The sequence below is a fragment of the Nonomuraea terrae genome (assembly GCF_044465245.1).
Lineage (GTDB): Bacteria > Actinomycetota > Actinomycetes > Streptosporangiales > Streptosporangiaceae > Nonomuraea > Nonomuraea terrae.
On the sequence record NZ_JBITLL010000004.1, the window covers coordinates 974144 to 993136 of the forward strand.

At 70.9% G+C, this 18993-nt stretch carries 16 protein-coding genes; 13 read left to right on the forward strand and 3 right to left on the reverse strand.

From position 1 onward, the window contains the following. The first annotated feature begins 244 nt into the window (after nt 1-244). Nucleotides 245-1021: an alpha/beta fold hydrolase gene (locus tag ACIBP6_RS22780; RefSeq protein ID WP_397055059.1), complete on the forward strand. Its 777-nt coding sequence runs from the start codon at nt 245-247 to the stop codon at nt 1019-1021. Between the two features lie 69 nt (nt 1022-1090). Further along, a complete protein-coding gene (locus ACIBP6_RS22785; protein ID WP_397055061.1) occupies nt 1091-1390 on the forward strand; it encodes a hypothetical protein in 300 nt (99 codons plus the stop codon). A 42-nt stretch (nt 1391-1432) separates the two neighbouring features. On the opposite strand, the gene ACIBP6_RS22790 is transcribed toward ACIBP6_RS22785, so the two are convergent. Further along, the gene (locus ACIBP6_RS22790; RefSeq protein WP_397055063.1) at nt 1433-1627 is read right to left on the reverse strand and encodes a DUF3046 domain-containing protein; all 195 of its coding nucleotides are present in this window, start codon (nt 1625-1627) and stop codon (nt 1433-1435) included. A gap of 239 nt (nt 1628-1866) precedes the next feature. Next, the gene (locus tag ACIBP6_RS22795; protein ID WP_397055065.1) at nt 1867-2355 is read right to left on the reverse strand and encodes a VOC family protein; all 489 of its coding nucleotides are present in this window, start codon (nt 2353-2355) and stop codon (nt 1867-1869) included. A gap of 76 nt (nt 2356-2431) precedes the next feature. On the opposite strand from ACIBP6_RS22795, the gene ACIBP6_RS22800 reads away from it, so the two are divergent. After that, nucleotides 2432-7081 carry an ATP-dependent helicase gene (locus ACIBP6_RS22800; RefSeq protein ID WP_449594943.1) on the forward strand — a complete coding sequence of 1550 codons (4650 nt, stop codon included), beginning with the start codon at nt 2432-2434 and terminating at the stop codon, nt 7079-7081. 1032 nt (nt 7082-8113) lie between these two features. On the opposite strand, the gene ACIBP6_RS22805 is transcribed toward ACIBP6_RS22800, so the two are convergent. Next, entirely contained in the window at nt 8114-8731 is a 618-nt protein-coding gene (locus ACIBP6_RS22805; RefSeq protein WP_397055069.1) for a hypothetical protein, read from the reverse strand. 133 nt (nt 8732-8864) lie between these two features. On the opposite strand from ACIBP6_RS22805, the gene ACIBP6_RS22810 reads away from it, so the two are divergent. From ACIBP6_RS22810 to ACIBP6_RS22855, 10 genes are all read left to right on the forward strand, one after another. Further along, a complete protein-coding gene (locus ACIBP6_RS22810; protein ID WP_397055071.1) occupies nt 8865-9464 on the forward strand; it encodes a TetR/AcrR family transcriptional regulator in 600 nt (199 codons plus the stop codon). Between the two features lie 3 nt (nt 9465-9467). Beyond that, nucleotides 9468-10217, forward strand: coding sequence for an ABC transporter ATP-binding protein (locus ACIBP6_RS22815; protein ID WP_397055073.1), 750 nt, complete (start codon nt 9468-9470; stop codon nt 10215-10217). Next, a complete protein-coding gene (locus ACIBP6_RS22820; protein WP_397055075.1) occupies nt 10208-11962 on the forward strand; it encodes a hypothetical protein in 1755 nt (584 codons plus the stop codon). The genes ACIBP6_RS22815 and ACIBP6_RS22820 overlap by 10 nt, the downstream gene beginning before the upstream one ends. A 12-nt stretch (nt 11963-11974) precedes the next feature. Beyond that, nucleotides 11975-12763, forward strand: a complete 789-nt coding sequence (locus tag ACIBP6_RS22825) for a hypothetical protein (protein WP_397055077.1) — start codon at nt 11975-11977, stop codon at nt 12761-12763. Between the two features lie 40 nt (nt 12764-12803). Then, nucleotides 12804-13481 carry a GntR family transcriptional regulator gene (locus ACIBP6_RS22830; RefSeq protein WP_397055078.1) on the forward strand — a complete coding sequence of 226 codons (678 nt, stop codon included), beginning with the start codon at nt 12804-12806 and terminating at the stop codon, nt 13479-13481. Nucleotides 13482-13591: 110 nt separating this feature from the next. After that, a complete protein-coding gene (locus ACIBP6_RS22835; RefSeq protein ID WP_397055080.1) occupies nt 13592-15208 on the forward strand; it encodes an ABC transporter substrate-binding protein in 1617 nt (538 codons plus the stop codon). Continuing rightward, nucleotides 15208-16167 (forward strand): ABC transporter permease, encoded by a 960-nt coding sequence (locus ACIBP6_RS22840; protein ID WP_132616301.1) that lies wholly within the window; start codon nt 15208-15210, stop codon nt 16165-16167. The genes ACIBP6_RS22835 and ACIBP6_RS22840 overlap by 1 nt, the downstream gene beginning before the upstream one ends. After that, a complete protein-coding gene (locus ACIBP6_RS22845) occupies nt 16160-17017 on the forward strand; it encodes an ABC transporter permease (RefSeq protein WP_397055082.1) in 858 nt (285 codons plus the stop codon). The genes ACIBP6_RS22840 and ACIBP6_RS22845 overlap by 8 nt, the downstream gene beginning before the upstream one ends. Further along, nucleotides 17014-17979 (forward strand): ABC transporter ATP-binding protein, encoded by a 966-nt coding sequence (locus ACIBP6_RS22850; protein ID WP_397055084.1) that lies wholly within the window; start codon nt 17014-17016, stop codon nt 17977-17979. Before ACIBP6_RS22845 ends, ACIBP6_RS22850 begins: the two co-directional genes overlap by 4 nt. Beyond that, complete coding sequence (locus ACIBP6_RS22855; RefSeq protein ID WP_397055086.1) at nt 17976-18944, forward strand: ABC transporter ATP-binding protein; 969 nt, start codon at nt 17976-17978, stop codon at nt 18942-18944. Before ACIBP6_RS22850 ends, ACIBP6_RS22855 begins: the two co-directional genes overlap by 4 nt. The last annotated feature ends 49 nt before the right edge of the window (nt 18945-18993 follow it).

Genomic DNA, 18993 nt, shown 5'->3' on the forward strand with positions numbered 1-18993 from the left:
CCCTGAGGGTCGTGGTCCGATCAGTCGAGTGAAAGCTATGGCCTGCCACCGACATTTTCTGCCGCAGTCAGGGAAGACGTGGCCCGACGCTGTCCATCGTAGCCGAACGACTGTTCGATCACAGCACGAACACGCAGCTACCGCACCGCGTTCACGAATGTCCCCGCCCGCGCGGTGACATGGGCCACGGCGGCGGTCCGCGCATACGATGCCGAACCTCCGGCCGGTGTGTCAGCATGCCGATATGACGATCTTTGTCCACGAGGCAGGCCCTGAAGACGCACCTGCGGTCGTTCTCCTGCACGGCGTGGGCACCACCGGCTGGATGTGGAACAGGCAGGTCGACGCCTTGGCCACGGACCTGCGCGTCCTGGTGCCCGACCTGCCGGGACACGGGAAGAGCAACGCCCTGCCGTGGCGCTCGATGTCCGATACCGCCCGCCTGGTCGCCGAGGTGATCACCACGCTGGTGCCAGGCGGAAGGGCGCATGTCGTGGGGCTCTCCCTGGGTGGATACGTGGCCGTGCACCTGGCCGCCGCCCACTGCGAGACGGTGATCGGCGCGATCGTGAGCGGGGTGAACGTACGGCCGTTCCCGCACCCGGGCCGGCTCCGGCTCATCGGCGCGCTGATGGCACCGGTCATGAAGCTGGGCCCGGTGCTGCGGGCCAACGCCCGTGCGCTCAACGTACCGGCGGAGGATCTCGACGGTTACCAGGACGCCGCCCGCACCACCACCCGGCAGGCGTTCAGGAAGGTCAACGACGAGGCCCTGGGCTTCCGGCTGCCCGCACGGAGCGGAGACTGCCCGTGTCCCGTCCTGGCCGTGGCCGGCGAGAACGAGCACGATCTGACCAAGGGTTCGCTTTCGGACATCGCCGCCGGCTTCCCGTCCGGCGAGGCGTGCCTGGCCCCCGGGGTGGGCCACGGCTGGAACGGGGAGAAGCCGGAGCTGTTCACGGCCATGATCAGAGCCAGGGTCGTGAATGAGCCGCTGCCCGGAGAGCTCGTCCCCGTCTGATCAGGACCGCCTGGTTCCCGTGCCGCCGCGCGCGTTCTCGCGCGACATGAGCTGGGGAGACTCTCTGCAGTGGCGAGGGTTGGAGGCGGCGACGTGACGAGCGGTTACACCGGGGAACGGCGCGTACGGCTGGAGGCCCTCGCCGAGTTGCTGCCCGATCACGGCCTGGTCGGCCGCATGGTCGGGGGCGAGGATCCGGTGCTGTGGGTGTGGCACCCGCACACGGGCCGCCAGACGATCATCTTCGCCACCCCGTCGAACCGCGGCTGGCAGTTCCTGTGGTCTCCGGACGGTCAGGACAGCGCCGACGACCCGGAACGCACGGCCGCCACGCTCCGCCGCGTCCTCGACCTGGCCCCGTCCGACTAGCGCCGCGTCCGGCTGGCGCTCCGTCCGGCTGGCGCCGTCCGATCAGCGCAGCTTGGACGAGACGTTCTCGACCTGGCAGACCGCGCGCCACACCGTCTTGGCGCTCTCGCCGTCGGCCAGCGCCTGCACGACCGTGCGGCCGCCCAGAGGAGCGAGCACGAAGTCGCGCGCCCACGACTCGGCGTACGTCTCGCCGAAGTGGGCGTTCATCCTTCTCCAGAACTCGGTCAGGCGCATCACTCAAGTATGGGAGCGCCTGGAGGGTGGGTAGGACATCCGCATGCCAAAGACCCCCAAGTCTTCACCCCCGAAGCCCCCCAGGACGAAGGCCAACAGGGCCAAGCGCCGCCGGTTGGCACACCTGCTGCGTCTCGCCGTACAGAAGGAGAAGGCCGAGCGTGCCGAGCGGCACGCGGGCATCAGGCGGCAACCCCGTGCGGGCAGGCCGCGCACGCGCAGGCCGTCGCGGCGTTAGATCACAGCACCCGCGCGCCGTACATCTCACCGAGATGGTCGGCGAGCAGCTCCAGCCGGGCGCCGTCGGGGTCCTTGAAGTAAATGGAGGCGCCGCTCTCTATCTGGTGCGGCACGCCGGCCATCTCCAGCTTCCCGCGCAGCCGTTCCCACGTCGCGGGGTCGACCGAGATCGCGATGTGGTGCAGACCGCCCAGCACCTCGCGGTACGGGCCCAGGTCGAGGCCGGGGAAGTCGAAGAACGCCAGCAGGTTGCCGTTGCCGATGTCGAAGAAGAAGTGGCTCGAACCCTGGTGGTCGCGGTTCTCGATGATCTCGGTGAGCGGGAACTCCAGGAGCTCCTGATAGAACTTGACGGTCCGCTCCACGTCCGAGGAGAGCAGGGCCACGTGGTGGAGGCCGCGGGCGCTGCTCGAAGGCCGGTGCGGTAAGAGATAGCGCTGTCTGATTTCGGTACGGCGGGCGTCGATGGCCGCGTGGTCGATGGTCACGGTCGCTGTATGTCCGCGAAGGCCCCTGCTCAACCACGGGCCGGCGTTTTCTGTCGGTGGCGCGAGGCAGTATGGCCTGGTGAGCTCGCTAGACCACTTCAGCCAGGTGACCACGCAATGGTTCGCCGGAGCGTTCCGCGCACCCACGGCCGCCCAGGAGGGCGCCTGGGAGTCGATCGCGCGCGGCGACAACACCCTGGTCGTGGCGCCGACGGGGTCGGGCAAGACGCTGGCGGCGTTCCTGTGGTCGCTCGACCGGCTGGCGGGCGCGACCCCCGACACCGAGCGCAAGGGCACGCGCGTGCTCTACGTCTCGCCGCTCAAGGCGCTGGCGGTCGACGTCGAGCGCAACCTGCGCGCGCCGCTCGCCGGTCTGAAGCAGACGGCGCGGCGGCTGGGGCTGCCGGTGCCGGAGATCTCGGTGGCGATCCGCTCGGGAGACACGCCCGCGCAGGACCGCAGGCGGTTCGCGGCCAAGCCGTCCGACATCCTCATCACCACTCCCGAGTCACTGTTCCTGCTGCTCACCAGCCAGGCGCGCGAGGCGTTGCGCACGGTCGAGACGGTGATCGTCGACGAGGTGCACGCGGTCGCGGCCACCAAGCGCGGCGCCCACCTGGCCCTCAGCCTGGAGCGGCTCGACGCGCTGCTCGACCGGCCGGCGCAGCGGGTGGGGCTGTCGGCGACCGTGCGGCCGGTGAGCGAGGTGGCGGCGTTCCTGGGCGGGGCGCGGCCGGCCACCGTGGTGCAGCCGCCGTCCGACAAGCAGATCGAGGTCGAGGTCGTCGTCCCGGTCGAGGACATGACGGAGATGGAGGCCCGGCCGCGGCAGGAGGGCGGGGAGTTCGCGCCCGATCCCGCCAACCGGTCGATCTGGCCCCATGTCGAAGATCGCCTGTTCGACCTGATCGAGGCCCACAGCTCCACGATCGTCTTCGCCAACTCGCGGCGGCTGGCCGAGCGGCTGTGCACCCGCCTCAACGAGCTGGCGTACGACAGGGGTCAGGGCGGCGAGGCCGTCGACCTGTCGATCTGGGAGACGGGGCCCAAACGCACGCCCGCCGACATGATGGCCCAGGCCGGGGCGAGCAAGGGCACGGTGACGGAGATCGTCCGGGCCCACCACGGCTCGGTGTCCAAGGAGGAGCGGGCGCAGATCGAGGAGGCGCTCAAGTCGGGCCGCCTGCCCGCCGTGGTCGCCACCTCCAGCCTGGAGCTGGGCATCGACATGGGGGCGGTCGACCTGGTCGCGTGTGTGGAGGCGCCGCCGAGCGTGGCGAGCGGGCTGCAGCGCATCGGCCGGGCCGGCCACCAGGTGGGCGCGGTGTCGAAGGGGGTCATCTTCCCGAAATACCGGGGAGACCTGGTGCAGACGGCCGTGGTGGCCGAGCGGATGAAGAGCGGCATGATCGAGGAGCTGCGCTATCCGCGTAATCCGCTCGACGTGCTCGCCCAGCAGATCGTCGCGATGACGGCGCTCGACGAGTGGACGGTCGACGAGCTGGAGTCCGTGATCAAGCGCGCCGCCTCCTACGCCACGCTGCCGAGGAGCGCGCTGGAGGCCACCCTCGACATGCTGGCCGGGCGCTACCCGAGCGAGGAGTTCACCGAGCTGCGCCCGCGCATCGTGTGGGACCGCGTCACCGGCACCCTGCGGGGGCGGCCGGGCGCGCAGCGGCTGGCGGTCACCAACGGCGGCACGATCCCCGACCGGGGCCTGTTCGGAGTGTTCCTGGTCGGTGAGCGGGCCTCCCGGGTGGGTGAGCTCGACGAGGAGATGGTCTACGAGTCGCGCGTGGGCGACGTGTTCGTGCTGGGCGCGACCTCCTGGCGGATCGAGGACATCACGGCCGACCGGGTGCTGGTCTCCCCCGCGCCGGGGCAGCCGGGCAAGCTGCCGTTCTGGCACGGCGACGCGCAGGGCCGGCCGGCCGAGCTGGGCCGGGCGATCGGGCAGTTCCTGCGCGAGCAGGCCAAGCACGGCTCCACCGAACGCATGCAGGCGGCCGGTCTCGACGAGTTCGCCGCCGCCAACCTGCTGGCCTACCTGCGTGAGCAGCGCGAGGCCACCGGCTACGTCCCCGACGACCGCACACTGCTGGTGGAGCGCTTCCACGACGAGCTGGGCGACTGGCGCGTGGTGATCCACTCCCCCTACGGCGCGCGGGTGCACGCCCCATGGGCCCTCGCGATCAACCGGCGGCTGCGCGAGCGTTACGGCATCGACGTGCAGGCCGTCCATTCCGACGACGGCATCGTGCTGCGCATCCCCGACACGCTGGCAGAGCCGCCCACCGACGTGGCGGCGTTCGACGCCGAGGAGATCGAGCAGATCGTCACCGAGGAGCTGGGCGGGTCGGCCATGTTCGCCTCCCGGTTCCGCGAGTGCGCCGGGCGGGCGCTGCTGTTGCCGCGCCGCACGCCCGGCCGGCGCAGCCCGCTGTGGCAGCAGCGGCAGCGGGCCGCCCACCTGCTCGGCGTCGCCTCTCAGTACGCGTCGTTCCCGATCGTGCTGGAGACGATGCGGGAGTGCCTCCAGGACGTCTTCGACGTCCCCGGGCTGGTGCAGCTCATGCGCGACGTCGCCGCGCGCCGGGTGCGGGTGGTGGAGGTGGAGACCTCGCAGGCCTCGCCGTTCGCGGCCTCCCTGCTGTTCCACTACGTGGGCGCGTTCATGTACGAAGGCGACGCCCCGCTGGCCGAACGCCGTGCGCAGGCCCTGGCGCTCGACACCTCGCTGCTGGCCGAGCTGCTCGGCCAGGCAGACCTGCGCGAGCTGCTCGACCCCGACGTGATCTCCGACAGCGAGCGTGAGCTGGCCCGGCTCGACCGGCCGCTGCGTGACCCGGAAGACCTCGCCGACCTGCTGCGTTCCCACGGGCCGCTGCTGGCGCCCGACGTGAGCGTACGCGGCGGCGATCCGGCCTGGCTGGAGGAGCTGGAGCGGGCGCGGCGGGCGATCCGGGTGCGCATCGCCGGCGAGGAGCAGTGGGCGGCGATCGAAGACACCGCCCGCATGCGCGACGCGCTCGGCGTGCCGCCGCCCGTGGGGGTGCCGCACGCGTTCCTGGAGCCGGTGGCCGATCCGCTGGCCGACCTCGTGGCGCGGCACGCCCGAACCCGAGGGCCGTTCCACGCCGCGACGGCCGCCGTGCGGTTCGGGCTGGGCGTGGCCGTGGTGACCGACGCGCTGCGGCGGCTGGCCGCGAGCGGGCGGGTCGTCAGCGGTGAGTTCCGGCCCGGCGGGCGGGGCGAGGAGTGGTGCGACTCGGGTGTGCTGCGGATGTTGCGCCGCCGGTCACTGGCCCGGCTCCGCAAGGAGGTCGAGCCGGTCGCCCCTGAGACGCTCGCCCGCTTCCTGTCCGCCTGGCATGGCGTCACCGGCTCCGACGGGGGCTCCCCGGCGCGGGGCACGATCGGATCGGCGCGGGCCATGGACGCGCTGGTCCGCTCCATCGAGCAGCTCCAGGGGGCCGCGGTGCCCGCCTCGGCGCTGGAGACGCTGGTGCTGCCCTCGCGGGTGCCCGGCTACCATCCCGCGCTGCTCGACGAGCTGACCTCGTCGGGCGACGTCATGTGGATGGGGCAGGGGTCGTTGCCCGGCGGCGACGGCTGGGTGTCGCTCTACTTCGCCGACACCGCGCCGCTGCTGATGCCGGAGCCGGCCGAGATCACGATGACGCCGGTGCACGAACGCGTGCTGGAGCTGCTGGTCGGAGGCGGCGCGCTGTTCTTCCGGGGGATCTCCGACCAACTCGGCTCGCTCGACGACGCGACACTGGTGTCCGCGCTGTGGGACCTGGTGTGGGCCGGCCGGGTGTCGGGCGACACGCTGGCGCCGCTGCGGGCGACGCTCGGCACCGGGCGGCCCGCGCACCGGCCGCCTGTGACGCGGCGGCGCCGGGCGGTGCTGCCGAGCCGGAGCGGGCCGCCGACCGTGGCGGGACGGTGGTGGCTGCTGCCCGGGCCGGCCGCCGACGCCACCCAGCGGGCTCACGCCCAGGCTGAGGTCCTGCTCGAACGGCACGGCGTGGTGACCCGAGGGGCGGTGACCTCAGAACGACTGCCTGGTGGGTTCACGCCCATTTACCAAGTTCTGCGGGTGTACGAGGAGAGCGGGCGGTGCCGCCGGGGTTACTTCGTGGAGGGGCTCGGGGGTGCGCAGTTCGCGCTGCCGGGAGCGGTCGACCGGATGCGCGCCATGGCCCCGAGCGTCGCCCCCACCACCCAGCCGGAGGGCCTGCCGGCCGACTTCCGCACCCCACCGGGCGAGGGCGGGCCCGCTGCTGAAGGACCTGGTACGAGGCGTGGCGCGTGGTCTGGGGGTGGAGGGGCCAACCGCGGCCTGAGTGATGGGGGGCAGCGGGCCGTGGTGTTGGCGGCGGCCGACCCGGCCAGCCCGTACGGGGCGGCGCTGCCCTGGCCGCAGCATCCCGGCGACGTCGGGCACAAGCCAGGGCGGAAGGCCGGTTCGCTGGTCGTGCTCGTGGACGGTCACCTGGTGCTCTACGTGGAGCGCGGCGGCAAGACGCTGCTGTCGTTCACCGACGGCGAGCGGCTGCAGCCGGCCGTGGACGCGCTCGCCCTGGCCGTACGCGACGGGGCCCTCGGCAAGCTGACGGTGGAGCGGGCCGACGGCGCGCCGATCGTCGACTCCCCGCTGGCGGCTGCCTTGGAGGCGGCCGGCTTCCACCCCACCCCCCGTGGCCTTCGACTGCGCGCCTGATCCCCCGGGCACAGGCGAGGGCGCAAAGCGTGCCCAGTGTGAGAGCAGACAAGCCCAGTCAAGCCGGGTGAACCCGGATAAGCCGATCCAGACCGCCGAGAGCAAACAAGCCGGTCACACCGAGCGAGAGGAGATGAGTGAGCCCAGGCAGGGTGAGAGCAGACAAGCCGGTCCAGGACAGGCATCGGGGGGAGGCATGACCTGCGCCTGTCGCCGGACGCGGCCCCCGCCTCGCGGCGACTGTCGCAGCCGCCCTGTTCATCGTGGAGATGGAGCAGCTAATAGGACCGTTGAGGTTGGCGAACGCAGCCATTGAGGTCAGCGAGAGCGAACCTGAACCGGACCAGCACAGCCAACGCGGTCATTGAGGTCAGCGAGAGCGACCGTGAAGTGGACGAGCACAGCCAGCAAGCCGACAAGCACAACCGTTCAAGTCACGAGAGCCACCGCGAAGCCAACCAGCACAGCCAGGAAGCCGACAAGCACAACCGTTGAAGTCAGCGAGAGCGAACCGATGGGTGGGCGAACCAGACCGCCGAGGTGAGCGAGTGACATGCCCGGTACGCGCGAGCTCACGGCGCCCGCAGTTCTCAAGCGCCGCCATCCGCCATGGCAGCAGGCGTGCCGCTATCTGGCGTGGCAGGTGGCGCGCCGGCGTTGCTAGGAGCTGTTTTGTGAGTCCGTCGGGGATGCTGGCCCTGCCGTAGCGAGAGTCTTCGCTCCAGCGCGGAACGCCAGGGCCACCGCGAACAGGAAGCCGACAAGCACGACCGTTGAGGTCAACGACAGCCACCGCGAAGCCGACCAGCACAGCCAGGAAGCCGGCAAGCACCACCGTTGAACTCAGTGAGAGCGAACCGATGGGTGGGCGAACCAGGCCGCCGAGGTGAGCGAGTGGCATGCCCGGTACGCGCGAGCTCACGGCGGCCGCAGTTCCCAAGCGCCGCCATCCGCCGTGGCAGCAGGCGCGCCGCTATCTGGCGGTGGCAGTGGCGCGCCGCCATCTGGCGAGGCAGTGGCGCGCCGGCGTTGCTAGGAGCTGTTTTGTGAGTCCGTTGGGGATGCTGGCCCTGCCGTAGCGAGAGTCTTCGCTCCAGCGCGGAACGCCAGGGCCATCGCGAAGAGGAGCGCGGCGGCGGCGAGCGGCGGCCATGACAAGGTGGGTGACGGGAGGAAGGGCCCGGTGAGGCCGACGCGGTCGAGTACGGTCGCTGCGGCGGCGCCCGGCAGCAAGGGGCTGAGGCCTCCGACGAGCGCAAGAGCGGCGAGCCAGGCGATCCGGGCGGGATTTCGCCTTGCGAAAGGGCGTCCTTGCGTGAGGGAGTTCAGGAGGGCGATCAGCAGGAGGGCGGCGACGCCGGCACACAGGCCGCTCAGTAAGACGTCTCCCCGTGAGAGCACTTGTTCGGCGACCGTGGAGTCCGCTACGTCCAGGGGCAGGTCTCGGTCGTTGAGGACGACGCCGGCGGGGAGGTTCACACCGCTCAGCGGCGAACGGGAGACGGCTTCCAGCGTGGACGTGACGCGGATGGTGACGTACCCACCGGCCCGGGTGGCGGCATTGACCGTATACGCGATGCCCCAGGCCGCCGTGGCGGCTCCGGCGAACCTGATCGTATGAAGGGCCAGGCGGATGAGCATGCGTTCCATGAGCGCCTCACGAAGCGGGTCGATTGCGGTCATTATCCGGGGCGGCAATCACGGCAGGCAGCCCGAAAGGCTCCGCGATGCGCGGAAAGTAAGGGGTTACCGCGGAGTTGAATGAACGTTTAAGGTTCTGAACGTGGCGTCAGAAACTCGGACGTTCGTCGAAGAAGCCCGGCGGGCGCAGATCATCGGGTGCGCCATCGACGTTCTCGCCGACGAAGGGTACGCGCAGGCCACCATGGCCAGGATCGCCAAGCAGGCGAAGATCAGCCCTGGGGCGATCTCGTACCACTTCGGGGGAAAGGCGCCGCTCATCGACGCGGTCGTCAGCGACGTGGCCAGGATGGCCACCGACATGATGGTGCCGCGCATCCTCGCCCAGCCCACCGCGACCGAGGGACTCAGGGCGTACGTCGAGGCCAATCTCGACTTCATGCGGCAGCACCGCAAGCCCCTGCTGGCGCTCATGGAGATCATCACCCACGCCCCTCGCGAGAGCGGCGGGCCGGGGCCGTACGACCGGCAGGCCGAGATCGCGGTCCGCGACCTGGAGAAGGTGCTGGAGTGGGGCCAGCGAACGGGCGAGTTCCGCGACTTCGACAGGCACACCATGGCCGTGGCGCTCCGTGGAGTGATCGACGCCGTGGCCGGGCACCTCATCCCCCACCCCGATTGGGACTTCGACCTGCTCGCTCGCGAGCTGGTCACCACTTTGACCCTCGCGACCAGGAGATAGGCCATGACAGCGGCGTTAGATATCAAGGGCTTGGCGAAGACCTACGGGGACAATGTCGCCGTCGACCACGTCCACCTCACCGTGCCGCAAGGCTCCTTCTACGGCCTGGTCGGGCAGAACGGCGCGGGCAAGACGACCACGCTGTCCATGGCGGTGGGGCTGCTGCGGCCAGACGCGGGCACGGCGAGCATCTTCGGCGCCGACGTGTGGGCCGATCCAGCGAAGGCCAAGCAGCTGGTCGGCGTGCTGCCCGACGGGATGGCGCTGCCGGAGCGGCTGACCGGGCGCGAGATGCTGACCTACCTCGGGCTGTTGCGCGGGCTGAGCAAGGACGTGGTGGCCGAGCGGGCCGGAGAGCTGTTGTCGGTGCTGGAGCTCGACGGCGCGGAGAAGACGCTGGTGATCGAGTACTCGACCGGCATGCGTAAGAAGATCGGCCTGGCCACGGCGCTGCTGCACGCGCCCCGGCTGCTGGTGCTGGACGAGCCGTTCGAGGCGGTCGACCCGGTGTCGGCGGCGACGATCAAGGGGATTCTGCGCGAGTTCGTCGCGGGGGGCGGCTCGATCGTGTTGTCCAGCCACGTGATGGCGCTGGTGGAGCAGCTGTGCGACCACGTGGGCGTGATCGACAAGGGCCGGGTGGCTGCCGCGGGCACGCTGGACGAGGTACGCGGCGCGGCGACGCTGGAGGACCGGTTCGTGGAGCTGGTGGGCGCGGCCACCACGACCACGAAGGGGCTGTCGTGGCTGTAGCGATGACGCTGGTCCAGATGAAGGTGGCGATCCTGCGCCACGCGATCAAGGGCCCGCAGGGCGCCACGATGAGCTCGGCGGGCGTGCTCGGCGCCCTGCTCGCGGCCGGCACGATCTATCTGGCCTTCCTGGGCGGCGACTGGCTCGCCGCCGCGTACGCCGTGTGGATGCTCGGCTGGATCATCGGCCCGGTCTTCTCGGGCGGCGACGAGACGCTGCGCCCGGAGTTCTTCGCACCGCTCGGGCTGCGGCAGCACCGCCTCGCGGCCGGGCTGCTGGCGTCGGCCTTCGTGGGGGTGGCGCCGGTCGTCAGTCTGGTCGCGCTGGGCGGGCTGGTCGTGGCCGGGGCGCGGGAGGGCGTCGTGGGGGCTCTCGTGGCGCTGCCCGCGATGGTGTTGCAGCTGGCGGTGTTCGTGCTGCTGTCGAAGGTGACGGTGGGGCTGCTCGGCGTGGCGCTCGGGTCCCGGGTCGGGGCGATCGGCGCCGGGGTGATCAACGGGGTGATCCTGGCCTTCCTCGGGCAGAGCTGGGTCTTCGCCGTGGCTTTTGGTCAGGGCGGGCAGATCCCCGAGTTCGTGCGTTATCTGCCGTCAGGGTGGGGGCTGCTCGCGGTCCAGGGCGACTATGTGGCGCTGGCCGCGATGGCCGTGCTGGTCGGGCTGCTGCTGGCGGCGTGGGCGGCGCTGCTGGCCCGGCGTACCGGCAGGGACCGGCCCTCGACGCGGGGGCGCAGGCCGATGCGGCCGGCCACGGCGCGGCAGGCGGTGGTCGCCAAGGAGCTGCGTACGTGGACCCGCGATCTGGTGCGCAACCACCTGCTCACGTTCGCGCTGGCCTACGGGGTGTTCTTCGCGGCCACTCCGCTCGTCGTGGGCATCCCCGACATGCTGCCGCTGGCCGGGCCGGTGTTCATCGCGATGGCGGCGGCCATGACGGCGAACTCCTACGGCACCGACGGCACCGCTCACTGGCTCACGCTGATGACGCCCGGCGCGTCCGACGCGCGGGGGCGGCAGCTGGCGTGGCTGGTGTCGGTCGGGCCGGTCGGGGTGGTGGTCACGGTGGCGTTCACGATGATCACCGGTGGACCCTGGCCGGTGATCCTGGCGGTGACGCCCGCGCTGCTCGGCGGGGGCGCCGGCTTGGTGCTGCTGATGTCGGTGTACGGCCTCGTGCCCGGCATCGACCCGCGCAACCGGGGCGGCAACCCGCTGCGCACCAGCGAGGACGACGGCACGCAGACCGGGATGGCGTACCTCATGCTGCTCCTGGTGGCGTGCGCGGCGGCGCCGGCCATGACGGCGGCGGTGCTGTTCGGCTGGTGGGGCGTGCCGGTCGGGGTGGTGACCGGCGTGCTGTGGTACTGGTGGTTCGGCCTGCTGGCGGAGCGGCGGCTGACGACGAAGGGGCCGGAGCTGCTGCAGCTGATGCGTACGGGCCGGCGTCCGGGCAGCGGCACCTCCGCGTTCGCGATGCCGAAGATGTCGAAGCCGCGTGAGGCCGTCGTGATGGTCTGCGTCACGCTCGGCGCGATCCCGCTGATCCCGCAGGGCGTCGTCGCGATGGTGATGACGGCCGAAGGACAGCTCCGGCACTCGTGGTTCCTGGCCACGTACATGCCGCCGGGGCTGCGCTGGCCCACGGCCGTCGTGATGATGCTCGTCGGCCTGGCCATGTACGTCACCGGCTTCCGGCTCTGGCACCAGGCGAAGAAACAGGCCGCCCAAAAAGCCCAGGAGGCCTGATAAGAAGATCACATGGGCCCCTTGAAGCGCTTACGCCAGGATCTCGCCACCGGCAAGAACCTCGAGATCTACGTGACGGCTCTGATCGCGCTGGCGGTCGGCGTGCTGGGCGTGTTCGACGCCGTGAACCCGAAGGTCGTGGGGGCCGCGACCCTCGCCACGCTTGCGCTCGTGGCGGTGAACGCGCTCGGCCCGCGCCACCAGGTGGCCGACCTGGAGTCGCGGGTCGCCGAGCTGAGCCGCCAGCTCGAAAGGAGCCTGGCCGGCGGCGACTTCCTCAGCAAGGACCGCGAGAGCCTGAGCGGGCGGGTGGGCCGCGCCGACGACATCCGTTTCGCGGGCGTGACGCTGAGCCGGACGGTCCGCCGGTACGCCGACGACCTGCGCCAGGCCCTGGAGCGGGGCGCGTCGGTCAAGGTGCTGATGATCGACCCGGTGGGCGCGGCACCGGAGGAGGCGGCGCGCCGGAGCACGGTCCCCGACCAGCCCGACGTCTTCGAGAGTCGTGTGCGCTCCACCCTGTACGTGCTGCGCGACCTGCGTGCCCACGACGGGCTGGAGGTGCGGCTGCTGCCGCTCGTGCCCGCGTTCGGGCTGCTGATGCTGGACCCGGGCGACGACGACGGCATCGTCTATGTGGAGCTGGGCACTCACCGCTCACCGGGCAACGACCCGGCCTTCACGCTCAGCCCGCGCCGGGACCACGCGTGGTGCCGCCATTTCGGCGCCGAGTTCGACCGGCTGTGGGAGGTCTCACGCGAGGTGACGGACGCCGACTGGCACCCGGCCGCGCGGACCTGACCCGGCCGCGCCTGTCCCTTGTATACGATTTAATCCCCTTATGAGTGGTATCACGCTGGGCGCAGCGCATCAGACCTTGCGCGACGAGGTCACCGCGGAGCTCCGCCACCGCATCCTCACCGGCGAGCTGCGCCAGGGCGAGCGCCTGGTGGAGGACAGGCTGGCCGCCTCGCTCGGCGTCTCACGCAACCCCGTACGCGAGTCCATCCGCGTGCTGGCCGCGGAGGGGTTCGTCCAGGTCGTCCCCCGGCTCGGCGCCACGGTCGCCCTACTGTCCCAGGAGGAGGCCGACGAACTGTTCGACGTGCGCATGGCGGTCGAGGGCCTGGCCGCGCGGCTGGCCGCCCGCAAGCGCAGCGCCGCCTCGGCCGAGCGGCTGCGCACGGTGCTGGAACAGGCCGGAGAGGCGGTGGCCGATGGGCGGCTGGAGCAGGTCGCCGCCCTCAACACCGCGTTCCATCTGGGCATCGGGGAGGCGGCGGGCAACTCGTACCTGACGCTCATGATGAAGCCGATGGTGCAGCGCGCGCAGTGGATCTTCAGCAGGACCGCCGCCGCGCGCGCCCCCCACTCCTGGACCGAGCACCTCAGCCTGTACGAGGCCATCGCCGCGGGCGACGAGGACGACGCGCAGGCGCGGGCGGTCGCGCACGTCGCCGCGGCCCGGCGGTCGTTCCTCGCCGAGACCGGCCGCACGGCGACACGCCGGAACGACTAGCGAAACACCCGAACGATTCGAAAACGCTCAGATAACAACATAGGGCAATGAAACACCAGTGAAATGTCAGGTCTTGTATACAGTCTCCTAAACCCTTCAATGGAGGCCACATGAGACCGTCCCCCAGGCTCGTCGCGGTTCTCGCCACACTTCCCCTCGCCCTGGCGGCGTGCGGCGGAGGAAGTTCGAGCACCACGCCCTCGGCCCCACCCTCCATAGCCGACGCCTCGGCCGACAACCGGCCGGTCAAGGCCGGCGGAACACTCAACATCGCACTCAACGCGGACCCCGACGCACTCGACCCGAGCAGCTCCACCACGCTGGTGGGCCGCGAGGTGTTCGCGAACATGTGCGAGAAGCTCTATGACATCGACGCGTCCTCGACGCTCATCCCCCAGCTGGCCGCCTCCATGCCCGAGCTGTCCGACGACGGCAAGGAGGTGACGATCAAGCTGCGTGAGGGGCTGAAGTTCAACGACGGCACGCCCTTCGACGCCGAGGCGGTCAAGAAGTCGCTCGACCGGCACCGCACGTGGGAGAAGTCGGCGCGCCAGGCCGACCTCGCCGCCGTCACGGAGGTCACGGTCGTCGACCCGTCGACGGTGCGGCTCACCCTGACGCAGGCGTTCACGCCGCTCACCGCACAGCTCGCCGACCGCGCCGGCATGATCATGTCGCCCAAGGCCCTGGACGCCGAAGGCGACAACTTCGGCGCGAACCCGGTGTGCGTGGGGCCGTTCAAGTTCGCCAGCCGTACGTCGGGCAACCAGATCGCGCTGGAGAAGTCGGCCGACTACTACGACGCCGCCAAGGTCAAGCTCGACAAGCTCGTATACAAAATCATCGTCGACCCGAACGTCCGGGCCGCGAACCTGAAGTCCGGCGACGTGCAGGTGGCCGACCAGCTCGCCACGAACACCGTCAAGGGCGTCCAGGACGACCCCAACCTGAGCGTCGTCTCGGGCGGCGGCCTCGGCTACTACGGCATGCAGATCAACATCGGCAACGTCAGCGGCTCCACCGAGAAGCCGGGCGAGGTCGACACGCCGCTGGGCAAGAGCCCGGAGCTGCGTGAGGCGTTCGAGCTGGCGCTCGACCGTGACGTGATCAACAAGACCGTCTACAACGGCCTGCACGAGGCGGACTGCTTCCCGGTGCCGCTGGACAGCCCGTACCGGCCGAAGGACCTGCAGTGCCCCAAGCGTGACCTGGCCAAGGCCAAGCAGCTCGTCCAGGCCTCGGGGGTCCCGACGCCGATCAAGGTCACCCTGACCTCCCCGAACGACGCCACCAACGTCCGCCTGGCGCAGGTCATCCAGCAGATGACCAAGGAGGCCGGCTTCGAGGTGAGCGTGCAGACGGCCGAGTTCGTCACCACGCTGGAAGCGGGCCGGGCGGGCAAGTTCGACGTCATGCTGCTCGGCTGGTCGGGCCGCGTCGACCCGGACGGCAACCTGACGAACATCGTCACCACCGGCGGCAGCAACAACTACGGCGGCATGTCCGACCCGGGGGTGGACGACCCGATCAAGCAGGCCGCCGCCGAGACGGACGTCGCCGAGCGCGCCGAGCTGTACGGCTCCGCCATGCGCAGGATCCAGGAGCTGCGCAGCGTCGTGTACCTGTACCACAACAAGTACTACCTGGGCATGAGCAAGAACGTGGCCGGCGTCCAGTACTTCAAGGACGGCCTGCCGCGCTTCGTGACCGCCGGATTCACCGCGTAATGCTCTGGTTCATCCTTCGGCGTTGCGGGTCGGCGGTCATCGTGCTGTTCCTGGCCAGCATCCTGATCTTCCTGGGGATCAGGGCGCTGCCGGGCGACCCGGCCACCGTCATGGCGGGCGACGAGGCGTCGCCCGCCGTGGTGGCCGCCATCCGGCAGGAGTTCGGCCTGGACAAGCCGCTGCCCGCCCAGTACCTCGACTACGTCACGCAGACCGTCACCGGCAACTTCGGCCGCTCCACCCAGGACCAGCTGCCGGTGATCGACATCATCGCCGAGCGGCTCCCGGTGACGCTGGAGTTGTCGGCCCTGGCCATGCTCGTCGCCATCGTCATCGGCGTGGGCGCGGGCATCGTGGCGGCGATCCGCCGCGGCAAGGCCGCCGACTACGTGGCCACCGGCTTCGGCCTGGCCGGGCTCTCGGTGCCGCACTTCTGGCTGGGCCTGCTCGGCATCCTGCTGTTCGCGGTCACCTGGCGGGTGCTGCCCGCCTCCGGGTACGTCCCGTTCTCCGAGGATCCGGCGCAGAACCTGCAGCGCATGATCCTGCCCGCCCTCGTGCTCGGCACCGGCTTCGCGGCCATCCTCATGCGGCAGACCCGCTCGGCCATGCTGGGCGCGCTGTCGGCCGACTACGTCCGCACCGCCCGGTCCAAGGGCCTGTCGGAGGCCAAGGTCGTCGGCGCGCACGCGCTGCGCAACAGCCTGACGACCGTGGTGACCGTGCTCGGACTGCAGCTCGGCGCGCTGATCAGCGGCGCCGTGGTGACCGAGCAGATCTTCGTCATCCCGGGCTTCGGCAAGCTGACCGTGGACGCGGTGCTGACCAGGAACTACCCGGTCATCCAGGCGGTCGTGCTGGTCACGGTGATCGGATACGTGCTGGTCAACCTGCTGGTCGACATCGCCTACGCCTTCCTCAACCCACGGATCAGGCTCTCGGGGGCGCGCCATGACTGACACGATGGCCCCGCCGCTGCGGCGCGCCAGGATGTGGCGGCGCTTCCGGCGGCGCCCGATGCCGATGACCGGGCTCGTGCTGGTCATCGGGTTCATCCTGCTGGCGCTGATCGGACCGCTGGTCACCGGCGACCCGGCGGCGCAGGACTACCTCGCCACGCTCGCTCCCCCGTCCGCCGCCCACCCGATGGGCACCGACGACCTCGGCCGTGACGCCTTCGCCCGCATCGCGCACGGCGCGCAGGTCTCGCTCCAGGCAGGCGTGCTGTCCACGGCCCTGGCCATGGCGGTCGGCATCCCCGTCGGGCTGGTCGCCGGGTTCTACCGGCGCTGGCTGGACCCGATCGTGATGCGCCTGGTGGACGTGACGCTGGCGTTCCCGTTCCTGGTGTTCGCGGTGGGTCTGGCGGCGATCCTCGGGCCCTCGCTCAGGGGCGTGGTGCTGGCGCTCGGCTTCTCGCAGCTGCCCGCCGTCATCCGGATCACCCGCGGCGAGGTGCTCGCGATCAGGGAGATGGACTACGTGGCCGCCGCGGTCGCCGACGGCGCCGGCGACGGTCACATCATCTTCCGGTACGTGCTCCCCAACTGCGCGAGCCCCCTCATCGTGCAGGCCACGGTCGCGATCCCGGCGGCGATCATCGGCGAGGCGACGCTGTCGTTCCTGGGCCTCGGCGTGCAGCCGCCGACACCGTCGTGGGGCGTGATGCTGACGACCGCGCAGCAGTACCTCGGTGACGCGCCCTGGCTGGCCATCTGGCCCGGTGTGATGATCGCGCTGGCCACGCTCGGCTTCAACCTGCTCGGAGACGGGCTGCGTGACGTACTGGACCCGAGGAGCGGCCCATGAGCCTGCTGGAGATCACCGACCTGAGCGTCGGCTTCGCCACCGAGGACGGCCTCGTGCAGGCGGTCAGGGACATCTCGCTGACCCTGGACGAGGGCGAGATCCTGGCGCTGTGCGGCGAGTCGGGCTGCGGCAAGTCGGTCACCGCGATGTCGGTGCCCCGGCTGCTGCCGCCCGACACCACGCGCCTGTCGGGCTCGGTCACGCTGGACGGCCGCGAGCTGACCACGCTGCCCGAGGCCGAGATGCGGCGGGTACGCGGCAAGTCCGTCTCGGTCGTCTTCCAGGAGCCGATGACCTCGCTGAACCCGTCGTTCACCGTCGGCTACCAGATCGCCGAGGTGCTGCGCCGGCACGAGGGCCTGTCGCGGCAGGCGGCGGGCAAGCGGGCCGTCGAGCTGCTGGAGCTGGTGGGCATCCCGGCCCCCCAGCGCCGCATGAAGGAGTACCCGCACCAGCTGTCCGGCGGCATGCGCCAGCGCGTGATGATCGCCATCGCGGTGGCCTGCGAGCCGCGGGTGCTCATCGCCGACGAGCCCACCACGGCGCTCGACGTGACGATCCAGGCGGGCGTGCTGGACGTCTTCCGCGACCTTCGCGACCGGCTGGGCACCGCGATCATCCTCATCACGCACGACCTCGGCGTGGTGGCCGACATCGCCGACCGTGCCGTCGTCATGTACGCCGGCCGCGCCGTCGAGCAGGCCCCGGTGACCGAGCTGTTCGCCCACCCGCGGCACCCGTACACGCTGGGGCTGATGAAGGCGCTGCCGTCCGCGGCCGTGAACGGGCGGCTGGCGGAGATCCCCGGCATGGTGCCCTCGCCGCTGTCCGACCCGGACGAGTGCGCGTTCCACGACCGCTGCCCGCGCGCCCAGACGGACTGCCGCCTGTCCCGGCCGCCGCTCGTCCGCCAGGGCGAGGACCACCTGGCGGCCTGCTTCCACCCCGGAGGTCAGTCGTGATCCTGCGCATCGACAACCTGGTCAAGCACTACGGGCCCGTACGCGCCGTGGACGGCCTGTCGCTGGAGATCGGCGAGGGCGAGGTGCTCGGCCTGGTCGGCGAGTCGGGCAGCGGCAAGTCCACGGTCGGCAAGTGCGTGTTGCGCCTGACCGAGCCGACCGCCGGCACGATCGAGCTGAACGGCCGCGACATCACCCACCTGTCGCGCCGGGCCATGCGCCCGCTGCGCCGCGACGTCCACATGGTCTTCCAGGACCCCTACTCCTCGCTCAACCCGCGCTTCACGATCGAGCGGATCGTCGGTGAGCCGCTGCTGCGGCACAAGCTCGCCGACCGCCGCGAGACCTCCCGGCGGGTGGCCGAGATGCTGGAGAAGGTCGGGCTGCGTCCGGAGATGCGCTCGCGTTTCCCGCACGAGTTGTCCGGCGGGCAGCGGCAGCGGGTGGGTCTGGCCAGGGCGCTGATCCTGGAGCCCAAGCTCGTCGTGGCGGACGAGCCGGTGTCGGCGCTGGACGTGTCCGTGCAGGCGTCCGTGCTCAACCTGATCACCGATCTGCAGCGGGACATGGGGTTCTCGTGCCTGTTCATCACCCATGACCTGTCGGTCGTGGAGTTCCTGGCCGACCGGATCGCCGTCATGTACCTCGGCAAGCTCGTCGAGTCGGGGCCGACGAAGGAGATCTTCGCTCAGCCCCGGCACCCGTACACGCAGGCGCTGCTGTCGGCCGCGCCCGTGGCCGACCCGGTCACGCAGCGCGAACGGCGCCGCATCGTGCTCGGCGGCGACGTGCCGAGCCCCGTGGACCCACCCTCCGGGTGCCGCTTCCACACCCGATGCCCGCTGGCGTACGACGAGTGCCGTACCGTCGAGCCGGCCTTGCAAGACCCACGTGGCAGCGGCCATCCGGCCGCCTGCCACCTGGTAACGGCGGACCGCGTCCCCGACGCGGCCGCGACTCGATAGAAGGAGAGAACTTGTTCACCACCAGGCCCGAGCTGTCGGGCGACTTCGG

What these genes read in the sequence shown, in the direction of transcription:
- ACIBP6_RS22840 (WP_132616301.1), top strand. Translation starts at nt 15,208, where the DNA reads ATGCTCTGGTTCATCCTTCGGCGTTGCGGGTCGGCGGTCATCGTGCTG.
- ACIBP6_RS22830 (WP_397055078.1), top strand. Translation starts at nt 12,804, where the DNA reads ATGAGTGGTATCACGCTGGGCGCAGCGCATCAGACCTTGCGCGACGAG.
- ACIBP6_RS22790 (WP_397055063.1), bottom strand. Translation starts at nt 1,627, where the DNA reads ATGCGCCTGACCGAGTTCTGGAGAAGGATGAACGCCCACTTCGGCGAG.
- ACIBP6_RS22850 (WP_397055084.1), top strand. Translation starts at nt 17,014, where the DNA reads ATGAGCCTGCTGGAGATCACCGACCTGAGCGTCGGCTTCGCCACCGAG.
- ACIBP6_RS22835 (WP_397055080.1), top strand. Translation starts at nt 13,592, where the DNA reads ATGAGACCGTCCCCCAGGCTCGTCGCGGTTCTCGCCACACTTCCCCTC.
- ACIBP6_RS22815 (WP_397055073.1), top strand. Translation starts at nt 9,468, where the DNA reads ATGACAGCGGCGTTAGATATCAAGGGCTTGGCGAAGACCTACGGGGAC.
- ACIBP6_RS22845 (WP_397055082.1), top strand. Translation starts at nt 16,160, where the DNA reads ATGACTGACACGATGGCCCCGCCGCTGCGGCGCGCCAGGATGTGGCGG.
- ACIBP6_RS22805 (WP_397055069.1), bottom strand. Translation starts at nt 8,731, where the DNA reads ATGGAACGCATGCTCATCCGCCTGGCCCTTCATACGATCAGGTTCGCC.
- ACIBP6_RS22825 (WP_397055077.1), top strand. Translation starts at nt 11,975, where the DNA reads ATGGGCCCCTTGAAGCGCTTACGCCAGGATCTCGCCACCGGCAAGAAC.
- ACIBP6_RS22780 (WP_397055059.1), top strand. Translation starts at nt 245, where the DNA reads ATGACGATCTTTGTCCACGAGGCAGGCCCTGAAGACGCACCTGCGGTC.